Origin of the sequence: Micromonospora pallida (assembly GCF_900090325.1) — a bacterium.
Lineage (GTDB): Bacteria > Actinomycetota > Actinomycetes > Mycobacteriales > Micromonosporaceae > Micromonospora > Micromonospora pallida.
This window is the reverse complement of sequence record NZ_FMHW01000002.1, coordinates 943,002-964,354: the sequence shown is the minus strand read 5'-3', so window position 1 is coordinate 964,354 and position 21,353 is coordinate 943,002. Positions and strand designations below refer to the sequence as shown.

19 protein-coding genes and 1 pseudogene are annotated in these 21,353 nt (G+C 70.2%); 18 read left to right on the top strand and 2 right to left on the bottom strand.

Features of this window, described 5'->3' with window-relative positions:
- Positions 1–580: 580 nt before the first annotated feature.
- The 5 genes from GA0074692_RS04385 (at position 581) to GA0074692_RS04365 (ending at position 6,019) form a co-directional block, all read left to right on the top strand.
- On the top strand, positions 581–1,468 hold the full coding sequence (locus GA0074692_RS04385; RefSeq protein WP_091639588.1) for a hypothetical protein: 888 nt from the start codon (positions 581–583) through the stop codon (positions 1,466–1,468).
- A 490-nt stretch (positions 1,469–1,958) separates the two neighbouring features.
- Positions 1,959–2,330 carry a pilin gene (locus GA0074692_RS04380; protein WP_091639586.1) on the top strand — a complete coding sequence of 124 codons (372 nt, stop codon included), beginning with the start codon at positions 1,959–1,961 and terminating at the stop codon, positions 2,328–2,330.
- Between the two features lie 14 nt (positions 2,331–2,344).
- Complete coding sequence (locus tag GA0074692_RS04375; protein ID WP_091652579.1) at positions 2,345–3,259, top strand: TrbL/VirB6 family protein; 915 nt, start codon at positions 2,345–2,347, stop codon at positions 3,257–3,259.
- Entirely contained in the window at positions 3,256–4,206 is a 951-nt protein-coding gene (locus GA0074692_RS04370; protein WP_245730146.1) for a PrgI family protein, read from the top strand. The genes GA0074692_RS04375 and GA0074692_RS04370 overlap by 4 nt, the downstream gene beginning before the upstream one ends.
- A gap of 16 nt (positions 4,207–4,222) precedes the next feature.
- Complete coding sequence (locus tag GA0074692_RS04365; protein ID WP_245730145.1) at positions 4,223–6,019, top strand: VirB4 family type IV secretion system protein; 1,797 nt, start codon at positions 4,223–4,225, stop codon at positions 6,017–6,019.
- Between the two features lie 196 nt (positions 6,020–6,215).
- On the opposite strand, the gene GA0074692_RS33795 is transcribed toward GA0074692_RS04365, so the two are convergent.
- Positions 6,216–6,968 (bottom strand): hypothetical protein, encoded by a 753-nt coding sequence (locus GA0074692_RS33795; protein ID WP_141725148.1) that lies wholly within the window; start codon positions 6,966–6,968, stop codon positions 6,216–6,218.
- 123 nt (positions 6,969–7,091) lie between these two features.
- Positions 7,092–8,921, bottom strand: a complete 1,830-nt coding sequence (locus GA0074692_RS04355) for an outer membrane protein assembly factor BamB family protein (RefSeq protein ID WP_176738286.1) — start codon at positions 8,919–8,921, stop codon at positions 7,092–7,094.
- Positions 8,922–9,201: 280 nt separating this feature from the next.
- On the opposite strand from GA0074692_RS04355, the gene GA0074692_RS04350 reads away from it, so the two are divergent.
- From GA0074692_RS04350 to GA0074692_RS04290, 13 genes and pseudogenes are all read left to right on the top strand, one after another.
- On the top strand, positions 9,202–11,691 hold the full coding sequence (locus GA0074692_RS04350; protein WP_091639580.1) for a type IV secretion system DNA-binding domain-containing protein: 2,490 nt from the start codon (positions 9,202–9,204) through the stop codon (positions 11,689–11,691).
- Positions 11,692–11,901: 210 nt separating this feature from the next.
- Positions 11,902–12,816 carry a replication-relaxation family protein gene (locus GA0074692_RS04345; RefSeq protein ID WP_091639578.1) on the top strand — a complete coding sequence of 305 codons (915 nt, stop codon included), beginning with the start codon at positions 11,902–11,904 and terminating at the stop codon, positions 12,814–12,816.
- A 416-nt stretch (positions 12,817–13,232) separates the two neighbouring features.
- On the top strand, positions 13,233–13,958 hold the full coding sequence (locus GA0074692_RS04340) for a hypothetical protein (RefSeq protein ID WP_091639575.1): 726 nt from the start codon (positions 13,233–13,235) through the stop codon (positions 13,956–13,958).
- 123 nt (positions 13,959–14,081) lie between these two features.
- The gene (locus GA0074692_RS04335; RefSeq protein WP_091639572.1) at positions 14,082–14,465 is read left to right on the top strand and encodes a hypothetical protein; all 384 of its coding nucleotides are present in this window, start codon (positions 14,082–14,084) and stop codon (positions 14,463–14,465) included.
- Positions 14,466–14,596: 131 nt separating this feature from the next.
- Entirely contained in the window at positions 14,597–15,136 is a 540-nt protein-coding gene (locus GA0074692_RS04330) for a hypothetical protein (RefSeq protein WP_091639570.1), read from the top strand.
- Between the two features lie 242 nt (positions 15,137–15,378).
- Positions 15,379–16,532 (top strand): annotated as a pseudogene (locus GA0074692_RS36855) (FAD-dependent monooxygenase).
- Between the two features lie 132 nt (positions 16,533–16,664).
- Positions 16,665–17,015 carry a histone-like nucleoid-structuring protein Lsr2 gene (locus GA0074692_RS04320; RefSeq protein ID WP_091639568.1) on the top strand — a complete coding sequence of 117 codons (351 nt, stop codon included), beginning with the start codon at positions 16,665–16,667 and terminating at the stop codon, positions 17,013–17,015.
- A gap of 178 nt (positions 17,016–17,193) precedes the next feature.
- Positions 17,194–18,162, top strand: a complete 969-nt coding sequence (locus GA0074692_RS04315) for a MarR family winged helix-turn-helix transcriptional regulator (RefSeq protein WP_091639566.1) — start codon at positions 17,194–17,196, stop codon at positions 18,160–18,162.
- Between the two features lie 97 nt (positions 18,163–18,259).
- Entirely contained in the window at positions 18,260–18,997 is a 738-nt protein-coding gene (locus tag GA0074692_RS04310) for a GGDEF domain-containing protein (RefSeq protein ID WP_091639564.1), read from the top strand.
- A gap of 152 nt (positions 18,998–19,149) precedes the next feature.
- Positions 19,150–19,551: a hypothetical protein gene (locus GA0074692_RS04305; protein WP_091639561.1), complete on the top strand. Its 402-nt coding sequence runs from the start codon at positions 19,150–19,152 to the stop codon at positions 19,549–19,551.
- On the top strand, positions 19,551–19,739 hold the full coding sequence (locus GA0074692_RS04300) for a hypothetical protein (protein WP_091639558.1): 189 nt from the start codon (positions 19,551–19,553) through the stop codon (positions 19,737–19,739). The genes GA0074692_RS04305 and GA0074692_RS04300 overlap by 1 nt, the downstream gene beginning before the upstream one ends.
- Before the next feature lie 211 nt (positions 19,740–19,950).
- Entirely contained in the window at positions 19,951–21,036 is a 1,086-nt protein-coding gene (locus GA0074692_RS04295; RefSeq protein WP_091639556.1) for a M23 family metallopeptidase, read from the top strand.
- 60 nt (positions 21,037–21,096) lie between these two features.
- Positions 21,097–21,312, top strand: a complete 216-nt coding sequence (locus tag GA0074692_RS04290) for a hypothetical protein (protein ID WP_091639554.1) — start codon at positions 21,097–21,099, stop codon at positions 21,310–21,312.
- The last annotated feature ends 41 nt before the right edge of the window (positions 21,313–21,353 follow it).

Genomic DNA, 21,353 nt, shown 5'->3' with positions numbered 1-21,353 from the left:
CATCAGTGGTCGCCACTCGGACACTCGCACCGGACATCTGCGGAGATCGCTGACATGGACACGCGGGCAGCAGCCCTGACGTCCACTCTCGCCACCGACATCGACGTGTCCGGCGAGCGTCCGGCATCGGCGTCCAGCGGTGGCATGGCGATGCCGGCTTGTCCATGTCATCGATTGGTGCAGTTGACATCCCTGGCCGGACGCGCCGGGGGTGGGCAGGCGGATTCTGTCAGCGAGTTGGAGGTGCCTGGCCTGGCACTCGGTCGGGTCCTGGGATCGACTGCTGCGGTCCTTGAATGATCGCGATAGCGCTTGCTCTACCCGGCTGTCACTGCCGACCGCCGAACTGACAGGGCAGCTCAGGGGCGGTCTACGAGGGGAGCACGGGCAAAGCTCACAGGCCGTTCGAGGGCTGTGCCCGGAGTACGTGTCAGATCACGGTGAGCCTGGCGGCGAGGGCTGGTTCCGCGTTTGTCATGACCGTGTCAGACACCGGTGTCGTACTGCTGGCACGGGATCCGCCGATGTCCGTCGGCGGCATCGCCCGCTCTCGTATCCCTTCTGTCATTGGAGTTCTGACATGTCCGTGTCCGACACCCCGGACTGGCCGACCTCTCATCTGCTCGCCGCTGACGTGGCGTTCGTGGCGCTGACGCGCGAGCCGGCTCCGTTGGCCCTCGACTGTGACAGCCTGCCGCGTGACATCGGCAAGGACATGGTCCTGCCGTCCGGTGTCGTGCCCCTGTCGGTGCTGCGGGACTGGCTGCTCAAGCACCCAGGCGAATACCTGGGTCGTGACGCTGTATGGCGGGAGCTGGTCCTGCGGGCCCGGTTGCGGGGCAAGGAGTGGACGATCGCCGCGGTCGGGATGGCGATGCCCGCGCTCGTGCGTATCGCCGGGCAACTGTCCGCCGGCTACCGGGGCGACCCTGCCGACATCGGCAACGAGGTGCTGACCGGTTTCCTGGAGGCGCTGCGCGATCACCTCGACCTGACCCGGCCGGCGCTGTACGCGTCGCTGACCATGGCCGCCTTTCGGGCCGGGCGGCGGGTGCGGCTGGCCGACGAGCAGGCGGTGCCGGTCGAGGACATCGAGCATGCGGCGGCCGGGCCCCGGGCTCCGAAGGTTCCCTACGGCCACCCGGACCTGTTGGTCCGGCGCGCCGGCACCCTGCGGATCATCGACCGGGCGGACGTGCAGCCGTGGATCGAGGTCCGGCTGGGCCGGCGGGCGCCCGAGCCGATCGCTGCCCGGCTCGGCATCACCGTGGACGCGCTGCGGATGCGGCTGGCACGTGCCGATGTTCGACTCGCGCGGGCCATTTCCGAGGGCAGCCTCACCGAGATCGCTTCGACCGATGCCATCGAGCGGACGGTGACGCAGGCCAAGCGTCGGACCAGCATCCGCGCCGGCAGAGCCAGCACGCGCGGCGCGGCCGGGACTCGTGGGATCGCGGTAGCGGCCTGACTTCTTCTTCTCTCTGACGGTTGTGGGCCTGGCGCCGATGATGCGCCCAGGCCCACAACCGTTCTGGTCTTTCCACGCTCGGCTCTATGCGCCAGGTGGGACGATTCCAGCGCGCCCAACCGATAGGCCTCGCCTGCGAGGACCCCGGAACGTCCTGTCAGACCGCTGTCAGACCGGCAGGTGTTCGCCACGGCTGACAAACGCCGATTGGTAGGTGCGGGACAAGACGAGCGCAGCCAACGAGCGCTGGTCCGGGTCCCGTCCGCCGTCGAGCGCGGGGCGATGCCTGCCGTGTCGCTCCGGGTGCCGCGCCATCGCATGCGCTGACACCTCATCGATTACCGCAATCACCCAGTAAGGGAGGACGAGCTCCTCCCGGGGCGGGTGCGGCAGCCGGCCTCGCGCTCGGCGGCGTTCCTTCGACCGTTGCTGGCAATCGCCCCGCCCGGCGCCGTTCGGTGGCCGGCGGCGGGGCGGGAGGTGACCACCCATGCTCCGCATCCGCACCAACAAGATTGTCCGTCTCCCCGTGATCCGCCGCGTCGGCGCGGCAGTGGGCGCCGCCGTCTTGGTCCTCGCCGCGCCGAGTGCCGCCCAGGCCGCTCCGGGTGACGTCGCCTACCTGGCGGCGAACACCCTGCCGGTCGTCATCGCCAACCTGCAGACCCAGATCATGCTGCTGCTGGCCGGGATCGCCACCCTGTTCCTGGTTCTCGCGGGGGTCTACTGGGCCACGGCGGGCGGTGACCCGGGCCAGGTCGACAAGGCCAAGAGCGCCCTGCGTAACGCGTTGGTCGGCTACGGCCTAGCCGTCCTCGCCCCGGTCCTGCTGCAGTTCGTGCAGGGCATCGTGGGGGGCTGAGCGCCATGAACTGGATGGGCGGGATTCTCGACCAGGTCCTCGAATGGCTGATCGAGGCGGTCCTGGCCTGCCTCAACGCGGTCTTCGGTCTGATCACCGATGTCCTCCTCACAACCCCCCAGGTCACGGCGCTGCCCCAGGTACAGGCTCTGACCGGCCGGTCGATCTGGATCGTCGACACCGCGTTCGTCCTGGTGTTCGTCGCCGCCGGAGTCATGATCATGGTTTCCGGCGGTGACGAGCGTTCCCGGTACACCGTCAAGGACCTCGCGCCGCGGCTGGTCGTCGGCTTCGTCGCCGCGCACTTCTCCCAGCTGTTCTGCGGCGAGCTCATCACGCTCGCCAACGCCCTGACCGGGGCGATCAGCGAGGGCAACTACAACGGGGACAGTGCCTTCGGGGCCGTGCGCAACCACATCGAGATCGGGCGAGACCCGACGGCTCCGCTGCTGTTCCTCATCCTCGTACTGGCCATCACGGTGCTAATCGTGATGACGGCGTTCCAGCTCATCGGCCGGTTCGTCGCCCTGCTGGTGATGACCGCGATCGCACCGCTGCCCCTGGCCTGCCACGCCGTCCCCGCCCTGGAGGGCGTCGCGCGGATGTGGTGGCGCGCCTACGGCGGCTGCCTCCTGATCCCGACCGCCCAGGCGTTCACCCTGACGGCCGGCCAGTGGATGCTGCTCGACTCGGCGCACCTACTGCCCGTGCTGGGCCTGCCGGTCGAGCCAGGCGGCGTGTTGAACCTGTTCATCGTGATCGTCCTGCTCTGGACGACCGTGAAGATCCCCAGCCTGGTCGGCCGATGGGTCGGTCAGGGCGGACGCGCCGGGAGTAACGCCCTCGGCGCTGTCGTGCGGGTTGTCGTCGTCCAGCAGCTCACCCGCAGCGTTCCCGGCCTCAACACCCTCAGGAGGGTCATGAAATGACCGACAACGATTCTGTCGACGTGGTCGACCGGACACGGATGCCCGCCGACGTCGACGCTCCGGACAAGGTCGCCTACGGGCTGACCTGGCGGCAGCTCGCCATCCTCGCGGTCGCCGGAATGCTGTTCTACGGCGCCTGGAACGGCCTACGCCCCGTGGTCCCGGCGCAGGTCATCGTCTTCGCCGGCGTGGTCTTCGGCGGTGTCGTTTTCGGGCTGGTGGTCGGACGCCGTGACGGGCTGCCGATGGACGTGTGGCTGCTGCACGCGGTCCGCCACTCCCGCAGCCCCAAGGGGCTGTCGTCGGCAGGGGAATCCGCCGTCGGAGTGCCCGAGTGGGTGCAGCGGCCGAAGGGACGGATTCCGCTGCCGGCTCCCCTGCGGCTGCCCGCCGACGCGATCGGCGACGACGGTGAGATCACCGTAGGCGGTGACCGGGCGGCGATCGTCGCGGCCACGAACATCAACCTGACGCTGCGCACCGCCAGCGAGCAGGCTGCCCTGATCGAAGGATTTGGCCGCTGGCTCAACAGCTTGTCGGCGCCCACGCAGGTTCTCGTGTCCGCCCAGCCGGTCGACCTCGCCTCCCACGCCCGCGCGGTCGCCGACGCCGCCCGAACCCTGCCGCACCCCGCGTTGGAGGCGGCGTGCGCGGACCACGCGGTATTCCTGGCCGACCTGGCGGAGCACCGGGATCCGCTGCGCCGCCAGGTCCTCGTGATCACCCGCACCGCGCCCGGTGAACAGGGCAGCCATGTGGCGCGGCGGCGGGCCGACGACAGCGTCCGGGCATTGTCCGGCCTCGGCGTGACCGCCCGCGCGCTCGACGGGGCGGCCGCCACGGCGGCGCTCGTCGCCGCCGCCGACCCCTACCGGCCCCCACGCCCCGGTGGCCTGGCCGCCCCGGACGCGGTCATCACCCTCACCGCCAACAGCAGGAAGCCCTGAGAGGAGAAACGCTGCGATGGGCATTCGACGCTCACGTGCTCACCCGAACGGGACTGCGCCCTCCGGCGGCGCGGCGGCCGGGCTGGCCAGCGCGGTCGCTCCGGCCTCGGTCGAGGTGACCCCGCGCTGGCTGCGGGTCGGCGACGGGTACACCGCCACCCTCGTGGTCACCGGGTACCCGGCCGAGGTCGGCCCGGCGTGGCTGGAGCCGCTGCTGTCCTACCCCGGCCGGGTCGACGTCACCCTGCACATCGAGCCGCTGCCCGCACCGGTCGCCGCCGCCCGGCTGCGCAGGCAGCGGGCCCGGCTGGAGTCGTCTCGGCGGGCCGACGCCGAACGGGGCAAGCTGGTCGACCCCTACACCGAAGCCGCCGCGCAGGACGCCACCGACCTGGCCGACCGGCTCGCCCGCGGCGCCGCCAAGCTCTTCCGCGTCGGGTTGTACGTCACGGTGCACGCCCGGTCTGAGGAGGAACTGCTGCAGGCGTGCGCCCGGGTCAAGGCCGCCGCGGCCTCCACCCTGCTCGAGGTGCAGCCGGCGACGTGGCGTCAGCTCGCCGGCTGGACCACCACCCTGCCCCTCGCCAGCGATGGGCTGCGGATGCCGCGGACCATGGACACCGCCGCTTTGGCCGCCGCGTTCCCTCTCGCCTCACCCGACCTGCCGGCGCCGTTGCCGGGCGAGCCGGCGGCGACCGGCGGCGTGCTGTATGGGACGAACCCGGCCGGCAACGGTGTGGTCTGGTGGGACCGCTTCGCCCAGGACAACTACAACAGCGTCGTTCTCGCGCGCAGCGGTGCCGGAAAAAGCTATTTCGTGAAGCTGGAGACGCTGCGGCACCTCTACACCGGCGTCGAGGTGTCGATCATCGATCCGGAGGACGAGTACCTGCGGCTGGCCGACGCGGTCGGCGGGACGGTCGTGCGGCTCGGCGCGGCAGGTGTCCGGGTCAACCCGCTTGAGCTGCCCGCCGGTGACACCCGTCCCGACGTGCTCACGCGCCGCGGATTGTTCCTGCACACCCTCATCTCCGTACTGGTCGGCCACCTGCCGCCGCCGGCCGAGCGGGCAGCGCTGGACCGCGCCATCCTCGCCGTCTACCGGCAGGCAGGGATCACCGCCGACCCGCGCACCCGCCGCCGACCCGCTCCGCTGCTGCGGGACCTGGCCGCGACCCTGGCTGCGGACACCGATCCGGCCGCCGCGCAGCTCGCCGCCCGGCTCTCACCGTGGGTCGACGGATCGTTCAAGGATCTGTTCGACGGGCCGACCACCACCCGGCCGGATGGTCACCTGGTCGTGTGGTCGCTGCGGCAGCTCCCGGACGAGTTGCGCACCGTCGGCACCCTGCTCGCCCTCGACTCGATCTGGCGGCAGGTCGACGCGCCACCGGCCGGCGGCCCGCCGCCGCGACGCATCGTCGTGGTCGACGAGGCGTGGCTGCTCATGCGCGACGGCGAGGGCGCGAAGTTCCTCTTTCGGCTGTCCAAGGCGGGCCGTAAACGGCACACCGGGCTGACGGTGGTCACCCAGGACGCGGCCGACCTGCTCGGCACCGATTTGGGCCAGGCCGCCGTCGCCAACGCCGCCACGCAAATCCTGCTCCGCCAAGCACCCCAGGCCATCAACGCCGTCGGCGACGCCTTCAACCTCACCGCCGGTGAGCGACGGTTGCTGCTCGCGGCGCCACGGGGCCACGGACTCCTGGTCAGCGGTACCAACCGGACCGCCTTCCAGGCGATCTCCAGCACTGCCGAGCATCCCCTCGCCACCGGAGGCCTCGAGTTCATTGAGTCTGATGACGACTCCTAACGAACCCCGGGTTCGACTCCGGCTTCTGACGACGGAACTCTCTGGAATCGACCCTCCGACCAGAACGTCGGGAAGACCTACAACGTTCAAGGTTGCAAGTGCTTGGCTTTTGGTCGAAGCATGAGCTCGCGCCAAGAAATCAACCGATACCAGAGCCAATCAGCGCGCGGGGGAAGCCTACCGCCGGCACCGCAGGTCAACTAGCTTCCTGGTAGAAGCGTCCGCCGGATTCCTGGTATCGCGCTCCGTAGGCTTTCGCCGCGCCGGTCAAGGAGAACTCCGCTTCGCCTGGGATGTGGGCGATGTCATCGTAGAGGCGTCCTTGGCTGTCAAGATAGCTGGTGACGTGGGCCCCAGAGCCGTCGATGTGATCAATAGCAAAGACCCATCGGTAGCCGTGCAGCCGAGCCGACACAGAGATCCGCAGCGTCTCGCGCTCCTCTACCGTGACGTCCAGGTCGTGCCTGTCGAAGTACGGGGTCTTGCCGCGCATCAACACCCTCGGCGGCGTATCGAGGTCGAGTTCCACCGCGCGAGTCGGCGGGTCGCCGCCGCAGGAGGTCCGCAGTTCGGTGCCGGCAAGGTTTGGGGTTGTCTTTAGACGCGCCATGCGGACATCGAGAATCCGGGTGGGACGTTGCAGCCGGCCGGTGAAGACGATCTCTATGGTGATTGTGCCGATCGGACTGGCGTTCTGTCGGCGGAGGAATTCGTCAAAGCTTGGTCCGCCTCTATCCAGTGCGAGTAGCTCGGCGGCTTCGCTGCGCGGGTCGATAGTCCGGCCGATGGCGTAGCTCTGCCCGCACTTCGGGATCCTGCGAACCGCAGGCTCAAACCCATTTCCGGGAGTCGGCGTCGGCTCCGGGGGCGGTGGTACATGTCGGTTGATATATGCCGTGACCGCGGCGATAGCGGCAGCTGCCACGACAGCGCCCAGGGTTGTGATCATCCAAGTGCTCAGGCGCCGCCACAAGGGCTTGCTCTGCTCATCTGGCGTGCTGCTAGCCGCTGGGGCGGTGCGTGGTTGCTGAGAACGTCGTCGCTTGCTCATGAGTGTCCTTCCCCAGCCGCGCTACGCGGAACAACCCGGACTCACGACCGGATTGGCCAGGCTGTCCGCCACTGATCCAGCGAGTGCAACCAAGGGACTGCTGTCGCCGAGCGTCTCAACGTTGGCAACGCACCGGCCCACGGCGAACGACACCCGGATGCGCTCCATGAGGTCAACCCCGGTGTTCGTGTCATCCCATTGCAGCGCCGGGCGCTTCGCCTTGCCGACAGCTACCGCGACGGGGTCGCGGCCGTACGGATTCTGTCCTTCGGCCACTCGCCGGGCCTCGTCGGCGGCGTCCGCCAGCCAACTTACTGAGACCGTCACCTCTGTGCCGTCGATGGCCGAGGGGAGATAGCGACAGCGTGGCGGGGCAGGCAGCTCCACTCCGGGTAGACGCAACGCCTCGGGCTGCAGGGTTGGCGTCACACCGGGATACGCGGATCGGTACTGGGCTGCGGAGAGAAGCCGGCACGCGTCGGGCCATTGATCCGATCCCAGCTGGCTACCCAGAAACCCCGAGGAGCTGCCGGTCACTCGTAGCGCGGTGAGCCGGCTCTGGCCGTATGGGCCGTAGGTCAAGTAGAGCGTCCCGTCCACGCCGGTGCCGATCAAGTCGACGTTGCCACGCCCGGCCGCAGAGAGCGTCATGTCGCCGGACTGTCCATCAATGAGCGCGATTACCGCAGGCCAGAGCAGGGGCACAACGCCCACGACATACAGGACTCCCCCGGCAAAACGATACAAGTAGGTTCCTTTTCCTTCGGGGTTATGCTCGGCCGGGAACGGCAACGCCCGTTCCCACACAACATGACCAGCGGCCGGGTCGACCACAGTCAGCGTGAGGCCCCGTCCGTCGTCTCTCTGCAGAAGCAGGCCGGCAGGTCCTGGATATCCGCTGTAGTAAACCGGGACCAGTCCAGGTGGCAGCGGCACAGGCTTCCCGTCGAAGGCCGCGTAGACCTGGCCAGGACCGAGAGCGGCGACCATCGGGGTATCCCCGGCCAACACCACCGCGACGCCGGCTGCTCCCTGGTCCGGGTCTGCCGGGTCGGCTCCTTCCTTGTCCCAGTCGATCGCCCGCGACCAGCGTTGCGCCCCAGAGTCGCCGTCGACAACATGCAGCGCTTGGTCGTCTCCGCAGGTCACGATCGCGGCCACGATTCCGGCGGCCGAGGATTCGTTTCGGATGATGCATCCGTTCCGGACAGACCATCTCCACGCGGTAGTGCCGTCGGCGACCTTGATGTGGTAGATAGCACCTCCGCACTTCGCAGTTATCCCTCCGGAGTTCATTTCGTTCAGCTCGGGCCCGTACTCACCGCAATCGTCGTCTGCAGTCCACTGCCACCGCTCCGCACCGGTCTTGGCATCGAGCGCGAGAACGCCGGCGTCAGTCTCGAGCATAAGCAGGCCCCCCACCAGGCGTGGCTCCGAGTTCGAACTGGGCCGCGCGCGCCATACCAGTTCGCCTGTAGATAGCTGCACTCCGTACACCGGGTCGTTCCCGTATAACACGTCCGTGGTTAGGAAGGCGAGTCCATCGGGGGTGGCCGCCAGCGTCCCGTCCGGGTTCGTCACCCACGTGACATCAGCAGTGACCGCCCAACGCACCGTACCCCGTACTAGGTCGACCACCTGTAGCTGGTTCGGCTCGTTCGGCCCGACCCCATAGTTTGTCAGTGCAATGCTGTCGGACTGCTCATCGATCGCGGTCCCGCTGAAGCTGCCCACTGCTAATTCCCATGGAGAGACGATCCCACCCTTGGGCAGCGAGGCTCGAGCGGCGCTCGGCCGACTGCCCGACGAGCCGTCTTGGCGCACGACCACCAACACCAAGACGGCGATCACGAGTAGCACCACCGGGCGGGACGTGATCGCAGCGACAATACGGGGGAATCCTCCGAAGGGCATGCCCCCAACCTGATCCACGTGACCTGCAGCGACTAGCAAAGTGTCACTGTTCGGACTCAATGTCAGCGTTAACCAGCAGTTAGCGCGCTCCGCTCGACCTAGCCGACGACGACAACGCCTAGGCCAGCCCAATGACGCCGCCGGCAGCGATGTTCCGCACTCATTCGGGGTGCGTCATCGCGTCCTGCCGCGCGCACATCCGCAAAGGACGCCCCTCATGACCTCCCTCATGCCCTTGCCGTCGATCACTTCGACCAGCCTCGATCCCGGCTCGACGACCCCCCCGCTACCGACAACTCGCTGGATACCGGGTGCAGCGGACTGGGTCATCGAGCGGCCGTGGCTGCTCGGCGTCGCCGCCGGCCTGGTCTGTATCTGGGTCGCCGGCCGGAGCCTCGCCACGCTGTGGCGACACCATTATCACGCCACGGGTTCCCGGCTGGTGACCATCGCCCCGCCGCCCGAGGTCGATGAGCACGGTGCCGCCGCCCTGTGGGCGAACCTGGCCGGCATCTTCACCCCGTCCCGCCGTCGACGGCTGCTCTACGGCACCCCGCACGTTGTCCTGCAGTACGCCTGGACCGGCCGGCAGCTGATCATTTCCCTGTGGGTGCCCGGCACCGTCCCGAACGGGGCGGTCGAGGCCGCCGTTCGCGCGGCGTGGCCGGGCGCCGCAACCACCACCAGCGAACCCGCCCCGGACCCCGTCCCCGCCGACACAGCCGCTGCGGTGGGTGGTCACCTGCTGCCCGTGGCCGCCGAGTGGCTCCCGTTCACCAGCGACCACCATGCCGACCCGCTGCGCGCCCTGATGGCCGCGGGCGCCCAGCTCCGGGACGGCGAGTGCGCCTGTGTGCAGGTCCTCGCCCGCCCTGCCGCGCCCCGCCGCGCGGGGCGTGCCCGGCGCGCCGCCGGGCGGCTGCGGCAGGGCAAGACCGCCGTGCCGTCGGTCAATCTGGCTGGGCCGTTGATCGAGCTGATCGAGATCTTCCTGCCTGGACGCTCGCGCAGCCATGCCAGCGCGGCGCCGGCCAGCCGCCGGGACCCGACCGTCGAGCGGGACGTGCGGGCGGTCCTCGACAAGACCTCCCACCAGTTGTGGGAGACCAGCATCCGGTACGCGATCGCGTCCCGCGCCCACCGGGACGGCACCCTGCCCAACCACCGGCTGCGGGGCGTCGCCGACGCGGTCGCGTCCTCGTTCGCCGTCTACGCGGGGCGGAACCGGCTCGCCCACCGAACCCGGATGCCTCGGCCCGTCGCGGTCCTGGCCGCGCGGCGGCTCGGCGCCGGGTTCCTCACCTCGGCCCCCGAACTCGCCGCGTTGGCGGGGCTGCCCCGCGACCTGGCCGTGCCTGGCCTGGACCGCGCCCGCGCCAAGTCGATGCCGGTCCCGGTCGCTGTGCCGACCGGTGGACGGGGACGCAAGGTCCTCGGCGACGCCGAGGTCGGCGGCCATGCCGTCGCGCTGTCCGTGGCAGACGCCCGCTACCACACCCACATGGTCGGGCAGACCGGCTCCGGCAAGACCACCCTGCTCGCCAACCTGATCATCGACGACATCAAGGCCGGCCGCGGCACCATCGTGCTCGACCCGCACGGCGACCTCGTCCTCGACGTCCTCGACCGGATCCCCACAACCATGGCCGACCGGGTGGTGCTGTTCGACCCAGCCCAGCCCAACCCGCCCGCGATGAACCCCCTCGAAGGCGACGACCCGGACCTGGTCGTCGACAACCTCGTCAGCATCTTCGGCTCGATCTTCTCCAAGGCGTGGGGGCCCCGGATGGACGACGTGATGCGCGTGTCCTGCCTGACGTTGCTGCGGCACGCCAACGTCACCCTCCAGCACATCCCGCCGCTGCTCAACAGCGCCCAGTTCCGGTCGGCGATGACCGTGGACCTGAACGACCCGGACGGGCTGCACGGCTTCTGGCAGTGGTACGACGACCTCTCCCCCGCGCTGCGGTCGCAGATCATCGGCCCCGTCCTGGCCCGGCTGCGCGCCTTCCTCCTCAGGGATTTCGTCCGCAAGACGATGCGCTACCCCAGGTCCAGCTTCGACATGTCGAAGGTCCTCGACGGCGGGGTGCTGCTGGTGCGGATCCCGAAGGGAGAACTGGGCGAGGACACCAGCCGGCTGCTCGGCTCGCTGATCCTGGCCCGCGTGTGGCAGGCCGCGACCGCTCGCGCCAGCATCCCCGCCGACCGGCGTAAGGACTGCTCGATCTATCTCGACGAGTGCCAGAACTTCCTCACCCTCGCCGCGAGCCTGGACACGATGCTGGCCGAGGCCCGCAAGTACCGGCTCGCGATGACCCTCGCCCATCAGGACCTCGCCCAGTTCCCCCGGGAACTCCTCGCCGCCGTATCCGCGAACGCCCGAAACAAGATCTACTTCAGTGTCGCGCCGGAAGACGCCCGCGTGCTGGCCCGGCACACCCTGCCGGAACTCGACGAGCACGACCTGTCCCACCTCGACGCGTACACGGCGGTCGGTCGCCTGGTCGTCAACGGCCGGCAGACACCTGCGTTCACCATGCGGACCCGACCGCCACTGCCGGTGGTCGGTGAGGCCACCGCGATCCGCCAGCAGGTCGCCAAGGCGGTTCCCGTCCAGGACCCGTCCGCCATCGACGCCCTGGTCAAGCAGCACAGCCAGAAACCGGACGACCGGCGCCGCAGAGGCGGCAAGAATCCGTCCTGACCGATCTGTCACCGCGACAGGCACCGGCTTCCGTAGCGGGATCCCTGTGGGGATCCGCCACCCCTTCCACCCTCATCTCCGGCACCGGCCGACAGATCACCGGTGGTGGTCGGTTGCTGCCGCACTGCGGCCTGTCAGCCAGCCACTGTGGTCGAACCCCACTCAGACACCCTCCGTATGGAGGGCTCTCCTCCCCCTGGAGTACCTGCCGTGTCCAGCCGTCTTCCGCCTCGCTCGCCCTCGTCCGACCCGTACCTGCACACCCGTCGCCTCACCCCACGCGACCGGCTGCTGTTGTCCTGGCTCGCCGAGCACTACCTACTGTCCACACGCCAGGTCACCAAGGCCCTGTTCCCCTCCGACCGCAGCGCCCGTCTGCGGCTGACCCTGCTGCACCGCATCGCCGCCGTCGACCGGTTCGTCGACACCAGCGCCGCAGGCTCCACCCAGTACCTGTACGCGCTCGGGCCGCTCGGCCTGCGACTGCACCGCGACGCCTACCACGACCCCGACAGCCCCGCCGCGAAACCGCCGCGCAGCAGCCGCGACCGGGCCGACCGGATTGTCGGCAGCCGCAAGCTGCGCCACCTGCTCGGCGTCAACGACTTCTTCACCGACCTGCTCGCCCACGCCCGCACCCATCCGCTGGCGCGCCTGGAGCGGTGGTGGTCCGAACAGCACGCCACCGACGCCTACGGCGGCGCCGGGGTCCAGCCTGACGGCCACGGTGTGTGGACCGTCGGCGATACCACGGTCGGGTTCTTCCTCGAGCACGACAACGGCACCGAACCCCTCGGCAGAGTGCTGGCCAAGCTGCGCGCCTACGAGCGGGTGACCGAGTTCGGCCCCCGCTACCCGGTCCTGTTCTGGGTTCCCAGCCAGGGCCGCGAACGCAACCTCCTCGACGCGCTCGCCGGTACGTCCGCGCGGATGCCGATGGCCACCGCCGTGCACGGCACCGACCCCGCAGGGCCCGTCTGGACCCTGACCAGCGACGCCGACCGGCTCCGACGTCTGCACGAACTCCCCAGCGACCACGGCCCGTACGCGGCCACGAATCCGAACCGGTTCGTCCGCCGCGACACCGAGCCGCCCACCGAACAGGTCGCCCACACGCCTCTCTGACCGACACGCGCACCTGGCAGACCGCATACCCCACCTGTCCGATCGCGGTGATCTGTCAAGAGCCGGCACGTCGCCGTCCTTGACCACCGCTCCTATCTGACAGTGCAGCTCAGCGGCCATGTACGGGATCTGCGGCTCGACGAGCGCTGACAGATCAGGCCGCTACGGTTCTCGGCACCACAACACCCACATATATCTCCACCCGGTAGGTCCCACCCTCGGACCCTTCGCCGCATTCCGGCACCTGACGCCCACCCGCCCTCGCGGCCGGTCGGCCCAGCAGCCCGCGACGAACCCCGACGGTCGCGCCCACCACCTCGCACCAACCCCAACCCACCCACCAGCCGGCGCCACGCACCCAGTGGACCGGCTATCTCCGCGTGCCCACAGCACGCCCAACCCCGAAGGAGACCCGCATGAACAAGAGGACGGCCGCCGCGGCCACCACCGTCATCCCGGACGCAGTCGTTCGCACCATGATCGTCTGCGTCACCGACGAGCTGTCCCAGGTGCTCGACAGCACCCGGAACCTCGAACGGCACCTCGGCGTCTCGGGTACGAGCTGCCCCCGGTACTGGGCCTCCCCGGCCATCTACCCATGGCAGCGACGTCAGCTCATCGACCTGCGCAAGGCCAAGACCGGACCCCGGTACTGCGCCGGAGGCCCCATCGGCCTGCTCGATCTGGCCGGCATGCGTCACGGCGCCTACGTCGGGGCCAGCGTGCGTCACGCGCACTGGGCCCGCGTCGTCGCGGGAACGAAGGCCGCCACCCCGTGGCCGAACTTCCTGCAGAAGCACCTGTCCGACCCGTCGGCGTACCCGATGGACACCGCGACCGCCGAGTTCAACCGGCAGCCGCGGGTGCAGGTCATGCGCATGCACAACGCCGTCACCTACGGCCCGGGGCAACTCGATGTCGGAGACCTGGAGATCTTCCAGGCCGGCGCCAGCGCGTACGCCAACTACCACGCCCTCTGGGCGCTGTGCACCGACGCCTTCCTCACCGAGGCCGGCGACCGGATGCAACCGGCCAGCGCGTTCTTCGCCGACCGGATCACCTACCTGGAGCAGGCAGCCCGCTACCTGGAGTCGCTCGACGAGTCCCAGCGGCTGTTCGCCGTCACCCTGCACGACTCCTGACCGCAAGCCGGTCGGGCCAGCAGGCGGCGTCCCCCTGAACCCGAAAGGGACTTCGCTGCGGCCCGACCGGCTCCGCCCACGGCGGGACCAGACAGCAACTCCAACGATGATCGGAGGACCTTGATGGCGGAGATCGTCAACCTGACGCCGCACCCTGTCCGAATCTTCCCGAGTGACACCCCGGATCGCATCGAGCCGGGCAGCGTCACGCCGCTGCGCGTGATCACCCCATCCACGCAGCACCAACCGGTGAGGTTGGGCCAACGGGTCATCGGACCCGACGACCTCGATCTCGGCGTCCCCGTCGAGCGAGTCGCCTTCGGTGCGGCCGACGACGGCGTCCCGCCGCTACCGCCGCCGGTCGAGGGCACCTACTACCTGGTGTCCCTGGTCGTCGGCCTCGCCGCGTACGGCCGCGACGACGTGCTGGTCTGCCACGACACCGTCCGAGACCTGGACGGATCGATCATCGGCGTCCGCGCGCTCGCGCGTCCGCACCGCCTCTGAGCGTCGACCGCAACACCTGGACCGGTCGGGCCAGCCACACATCCCTCGTACCCAAGGGGACCTGTGTTGCTGCCCGACCGGCTCCACCCACCAGCCACCAACTCCCACGACACCTGAAGGGATCGATCCGCATGTTTCTACGGCTCTGGTTCGACCTGGCGACCGTGCTGCACCTGGCCGAAACCGCGATCAGCACGCGCCACCGGCTCGACTTCGACGGCAACGTCGACACCCACGCTCCGCCCGCGCTGCACCTCATGCGTGACTGCAGCGGAGACCTCGACGACCGGCTCTACATCGACGGGAACTTCCACCCGAGCCTGTCCGAGTACAGCCTCAGCGCGGAGCCTTTCCGCAGCACCACCCCCGGTCGCCGCTACGGCCACGGCATCACCTGGACCGAATGGCTCGGCAGCCCACCACGCCACCACCGCCCGATACAGGCGCAGATCGCCCTCCTCGACGACACCAGGCTGATCGACCTGCTCCGCGCCGGCCACACCGCCGGCTTCGACATGTTCACCATCGACGCCGACGCTGGCCTGCGGCCGGCCATCGCCCGGCGCCGCGCATGGCGGTCCCGCCGGGTGCCCCAGGCTGGGGCATGCCACCAAGCCCGGCCCGTGCAAGGGCCGCCCTATACCTCTTCCAGCGGAGTGGATCAGCAGTGATCGTCGACAAGGGCTTCGACGTGGCAGACCGATTCCTCGGCCGCTCCCACACCATCCTCGCCGGGCTTCCCAGCCCCGGCTGCTGACCGCCTCCGGCGTCGGCTGAGCCGGCCGCCGGAAGTCTCGCACCACCTCAACTCGCACGACCTGGCCGTAGCCCGGCCGACCCGCGCACACCGCGCACCCCGGGCACGGCCGTACGGCTGTGCCTGGGTTCCCACCTCCCGCAGAAGGGAACCCTGATGGACTTCAACCCCGCTCCGGCCGCCCGCACCACCGGTGGCACCCGCCGGCTGAGCGTCGCCGTGATCGGCGGCAGCCTGACCGGCCCCGTCACCGCCCTGCTGTTGCTGCGGGCCGGCTTCGACGTCGCCGTCTACGAAGCCACGCCGGCTTCCGCCCCGCTGGGCGGCGGGCTCATCGGCCTGGAACACACCGCGCTCGACGTGCTCGACCGCCTCGACATCCCGCAGCGCGAGTTCATCGCCTACGACTCCGAGACGATCCGGCAGGTCGCGATCCGCGACCGCCAGCCGGAACAAGCCGTCCTTCGCACCTACCCCGGCCGTAACACCACCTGGACCCTGCTGCACCGCGCGTTGGCCGCCCGGGTCCCGGCAAGCGCCCTGCGTAGAGGAATGCGGGTCACCGGCCTGACCCACCATGCCGGCCGGCCCATCCTGCAGTTCACCGACGGGCGCACCGAAACGGCCGACCTGGTCGTGTTCGCCGACGGCCGAAGCTCGATCGGCCGCCGCCTGCTGGACCCGGGCCGCAAGCTGCGCTACGCCGGCTACGTCGCCCACCGCGGCATCGCGACCAGCACCCCGCAACCCGACCTGCGGGACTTCGTCCGGTTGGAGCCCTGCCCCGGAGCGCAGTTCAACATCGCGCCGGTGCCCGGCGGCTGCGACTGGACCTTCTACCTCGGCTGTACCGCCGCCGACTACGAGCAGCGCTTCGGCGCGAAACCCACCCGCCGGGTCTTCGCCCTGCCTCAGCACATCACCCCGGCCGCCCGCACCCACGTCGACGAGCACGCCGACCAGCTGCTCCCGTCCAACCACGCGGCGTCGTGCACGCCACGACCGCCCGCATGGCCGTACCGGTGCTGGACATCGATCCACCCACCCGAATGGTGTGGCCGGTCGGCGACGGGCACGCCGTCCTGCTCGGCGACGCCCTCGCCCCGGTACGCCCACACACCGCCCGTGGCGCCAACAACGGCATCGAACAGGCCGCCGGACTGGCCGTCGCGCTCACCCAGCACCGCCGCTACGGCGCCGACCTGCCGGCTGCCCTGCACGGGTGGCAGCGCCGGCACCTGCCCACTGCGGTCGCCGCCGTACGGCAGGGGCCCGTCATCGGCGACAAGCTCGGCCTCGGCGCCCGATAAGCCGCCGTCGCCCGTGGCCAGAGCCCCACCGAACCCGCCTGTCCCTTGGCCGGGAACCCCACGTCGGACCGCCCCCGCCGCCGTACCCGGCCGGGGGCTCTTTTACATCTCCTATCGAGAGGACACGGCCCGATGGCCATCAAAACGATCAGCGTTGTCTACGACGACCTCGACGGATCCACCGACGAGGTCGACAGCTACCGGTTCGCCTTCAACGGCGTGTGGTACGAGATCGACCTGTCCCGCCCCAACTTCGACCGGATGGCCGCCGCCTTCCAGCCCTTCATCGCCGCCGCCCGCCGCATGCCGAAATCGACGGCGGGAAAGCAGACCGGCCACGGCACCAGCGCGGACCGCCGCGCCCTCAACGCCCGCGTCCGGCAGTGGTGGGCCACCCACTGGCAGGAGCACCACCTGCCCGAGCCCCGGACCCGAGGGGCGATCCCTCCGGCCGTCCACGACGTCTACAACGGCGCCCACTAGCCCTGCGGAGCGCGAACGCGGGCCGCGACACCAGGTCGCCCCACGACCGCACTGGCTGTCGCGGCCCGGCGTACGCGGGAGTCCACCCCAACGACTTGATCGAACCCCGCTTCGAAGCGTGCATGAGTCCACGCCTCGTCCTCGCGCCCTGGTAGCAGGGAGAAAGGAAACCCGTCGCATGATCGACAGCACCAAGACCCCGTCCACCCTGGAGCGGGTGCTGACCGCGCTCGCCGAGCTCGGTCCGGCCACCGCCGCAAGCATCGGCGAGTCCGTCGGCATCGCCTACCCCACGACCACCCCCAAGCTGCGAGAGCTAGAAAGCGCGGGCCACGCCGAGCGGGTCCGCGCCGAGCAGCGCACGACGCTGTGGCAGCTGACCGAAACCGGCAAGGCGGCAGCCGCGTCGGTCGTCGCCGGCAGTACCAGCACGCAGCTGCCACCGGCTGCCTCGACGGGTGCCGACGACCCGGCCTGGGGCGAGTCGCAGCAGCGAGCCGACCTCCGCCCCGAGGCGGAACCCGAGCCCGGCGCCGGAGCACCCGCCGAGGGCCAGACACCTGGGAAACCGCCTGCCGACCAGCAGACCGGCGACTCGACGGCGGACGCCGGCCAGGCCAGCCCCACGCCGACCGAAGCGGCAGGCCCAGCCGGAACCGTCGAGCAGGCCGACACGCCGCAGGCCGAGCCCGAGCCGGGGCCGATGACCGGACTGGAGAGTGAATCGGCGCCGGAGACCGATCCACCGGCGTCAAGCAGCACCACGCGGGACCAGCCGGCCGGTGAACCGCGCGCCGACGACCGGGTCGGCGGGTTGGCAACCGACTCGACGGCGCGAGGCGAGCACCAGGCACCGGCAGTGGCCGGGCCGGAAACCGGCACGCAGGAGCGCGACGGCCGCCGGAAGCCGGCCCAGCCCCGACGCCGCAAGGGGGAACTCCGCGACGAGGTGCTGGCGCTGCTGCAACGCAACCCGGACACCGCCTACAAGGTCGGGGAGATCTGCAAGCTGATCAACCAGGCCCGCGACGGCGCCCAGGTCAACAAGGCCAGCGCGGGGGCGGTGGCGAACGCCCTGGACAAGCTCGTCATCGCCGGCAACGTCACGCGACTCGACACCAAGGTCGCGACCTACCAGGCCAATTAGCGGCGCCTTCACCCTTGGCAGCCCGGGGGCGGGCGTTTGACGTTGGCGCGCTCACGCCTGCCCCCGGTGCTCCTTCAGCCACAAGGAGCGACAACCAGTGTCTCAGACAGCGAACTCCCTTATCACCGCCGCAGGCGGGCTCCTCGCCGGACTGGCCGTCGCCGGCCTCTGGGCGCTGCGCCTCTGGGCCCTGCTGACCCGCGCCCGGACCCGGCTGCGGACGCTGGACCGCGTCGTCCGGAACGCGCACGGCCTGGTCGAGACCCTGCGGGCCGAACGCGACACCTACCACCGGCAGGCGACCGAGGACGACACCACCCGCCTGCCCAACCGTCGCGCGGCGATCGAGCGGCTGACGCACGCGGTGACGACCCACAGTGAGGTCGGCGTCATCGTCCTCGACCTCGTCGGGTTCAAACTGGTCAACGACCGTCTCGGGCACCGGGCAGGCAACACCCTGCTGGCCCAGGTTGCTGAGAGGCTCCGCCGCCTCGGGCAGTCCGACGTCTTCCCCGCCCGACTCTCCGGCGACGAATTCGCCCTCATCGTCCAGGGCGGTCTCGACAGAACGATCTCGGTGGCCGGCCGGGCCTGGAGGGACATCAGCCAGGTTCCGTTCGTCCTCCACGGCAGGCAGATCGACATCGTCGCCAGCGTCGGCTACACGACCACCGACCAGGCCGGCCGCGATCCCGAGTCCCTGCTGCACCTCGCCGACATCGCCATGTACTGGGCCAAGGCCAACGGCGGCGCGGTGCACGGCTACGCCGAGCACATGGGAGACGCCCCGAGCGACGGTCGCCCCCGCGACTGGCCGCCGCCGTACGACCGGTGACCCGCCGGGGCCAGGCCCGGCTCCGCAGGCGACAACTACCTCGTCCAGGCCTGGCCCCTCCTGACCCGCCGTCGGCCCGGCGGCGTCGTCAGCTTCCCCGCCGCACGCCCGCCGGGGGATTCCACCCATCCACACCCGTTCTGGAGTGAATCGTGAACGACGTAAAAGACGTAGTTGTCGTCCTACAGCATCTCGCCCGCCTCGACGGCGCCACGCCTGACATGGAGCAGATCTGCGTCACCACCGCGCTCAACACGGCTACGGTCCGTGACTTCATCACCGCAGGTTGCGCTCTGGTGGCCGCCAACGTTCAGGAGAGACTGCTCGTTGAGGCCACGCAGGTGCTCTGGAACGTCTACGACGGGGCCAACGGCCCTGAACTCGTCACCGCCGGTGAGCGTGTGCGGGCTGTCGGGCTCGCGCTTATCCAGGTACAGGAGGAGCGAGAAAGGGCACTCGTGCGGTTCCGCGAGGCGTGCTCTTCGCTCCGCCACGACGGCGCGATCTTCGAGGCGGTTCCGAAGCTGGCAACCCCGCCGGACGAAGTCCACTGATGGGACACGTGCTGCTCGCCGTCCTCGTGCCGGGCACCGCGGCCGCCGGCACCGTCGACGCCGAACTGGACCGCGTCATCCAGCCGCCGATGCGGTTCGGCACGCCCCGCATCGATGACTACCGCTTTGGTGGCGGCGTCGGCGCGTGGACCCGGACGGCGACCTCGCCGACGGCGACTCGTCCCTGATCGACAACCTGCGCCGGGGACATGCCTGGGGCCACCGCTGGCTGTGCCCGGCGGTTGCCCGAGGAGCACTACGACATCAGGGTCACCCGGGCCTGACCGCAGGTCCGCTCCGCCCATCCCGCCGCCGTCTGCGCGGCGGACCGCCCTCTCCCACGCCCACCCGCGCCCGGACATCGGGCACCGCTGCGTCGGCAAGCCTCTGGAGGCATCCATGAAGATCCGCTCCCTGGTGTCGCTCATCATCGCCGTCGTCGCCGTGTTCGTGCTCTGCGCGGGTGGGCTGGGCGGCCTGCTCGCCGGCGGTACCGCCGCCGGGTCCTGCCTACCGATCTCCCTGCCATCAGCGAGTTCCACTGCGGCCAGCCCGCCGAGGATGCCCAGCGACTGGCCGACGATCGGCGAATGGGACGGCGAGCAGGTCGCCAACGCGGCGGCAATCGTCACCATCGGCACCCAGCTCGGGGTACCAGATCGTGGCTGGGTCATCGCGGTTGCCACCGCGATGCAGGAAAGCACGCTGCGGAACCTGCCCGGCGGCGACCGGGACTCTGTCGGGCTGTTCCAGCAACGCCCCAGCCAGGGCTGGGGCACCCCGGCACAGCTCCAGGATCCGGTCTACGCGGCCGGCAGGTTCTACGCCAAGCTGCTCACGATCGGCGGTTGGCAGACCATGCCGTTGACCGAAGCTGCGCAGGCCGTGCAAGTCAGCGCCTACCCCGATGCGTACGCCAAGTGGGAGGGCCCGGCAGCGGAGCTCGTCACGGTCATCGCCAGGACGGTTGGCCTACCGATGGGCGGCCTGGCCGGCTGCGGGGCGGTCGGCCCGTGGACCCAGCCCGTGCTCGCCCCGGTCGGATCCGGGTTCCGCAGCAGTGACCGGCCCGGCCATGACGGCGTCGACCTCAGCGCCCCGCGCGGGACGATCATCCGCGCCGCGTCCGCTGGCACCGTCCGCACCGTCCGCTGCAATGCTGTCTACGCCAGCACCGGCGCGCCGTGGGGCTGTGACCGCGACGGCGACCCCGTCCTTACCCGCGGGTGCGGCTGGTACGTCGACATCGACCACGCCGGCGGGCTGCTGACGCGCTACTGCCACATGGACCAACCCCCGATGGTGACGGTCGGCCAGCAGGTCGCCGTCGGACAACCCCTCGGCGTCGTCGGCTCCACCGGCCACTCCAGCGGCCCGCACCTGCACTTCGAGGTGCACGTACGCGGCGACGCCAGCGAGGCCGGCGCGATCGACCCGGTGCCCTTCATGGCCGCGCAGGGCACCCCGCTCGGCGCCCGGCCGTAAGCGGTGATCGCGCACCAGACACGACACCCAACCACTCCCCTACCCCCAACGGAGGAGCTCATGAAAAGCGTCGACGATGACGGCGCCAGTGTTTCCCGCCCCGAGCACGACTGCGAAGCAGCCGGAACGCTCGAATTCGTCGCCACCTACGGTGCCCCGGGCGTCGGACAGGCATGGTCCTGCACGGCGTGCGGAAGGGACTGGTCGCGGGTCGGCGGCACGTTCTGGCCGGCCGAGCAGGGCGTGCACATCCTCAGCCTCGGAGACGTCGAGTAGGCCCAGCAGGCAGCGCCGCCAGCTCCGGCCGAGGCGAGTCC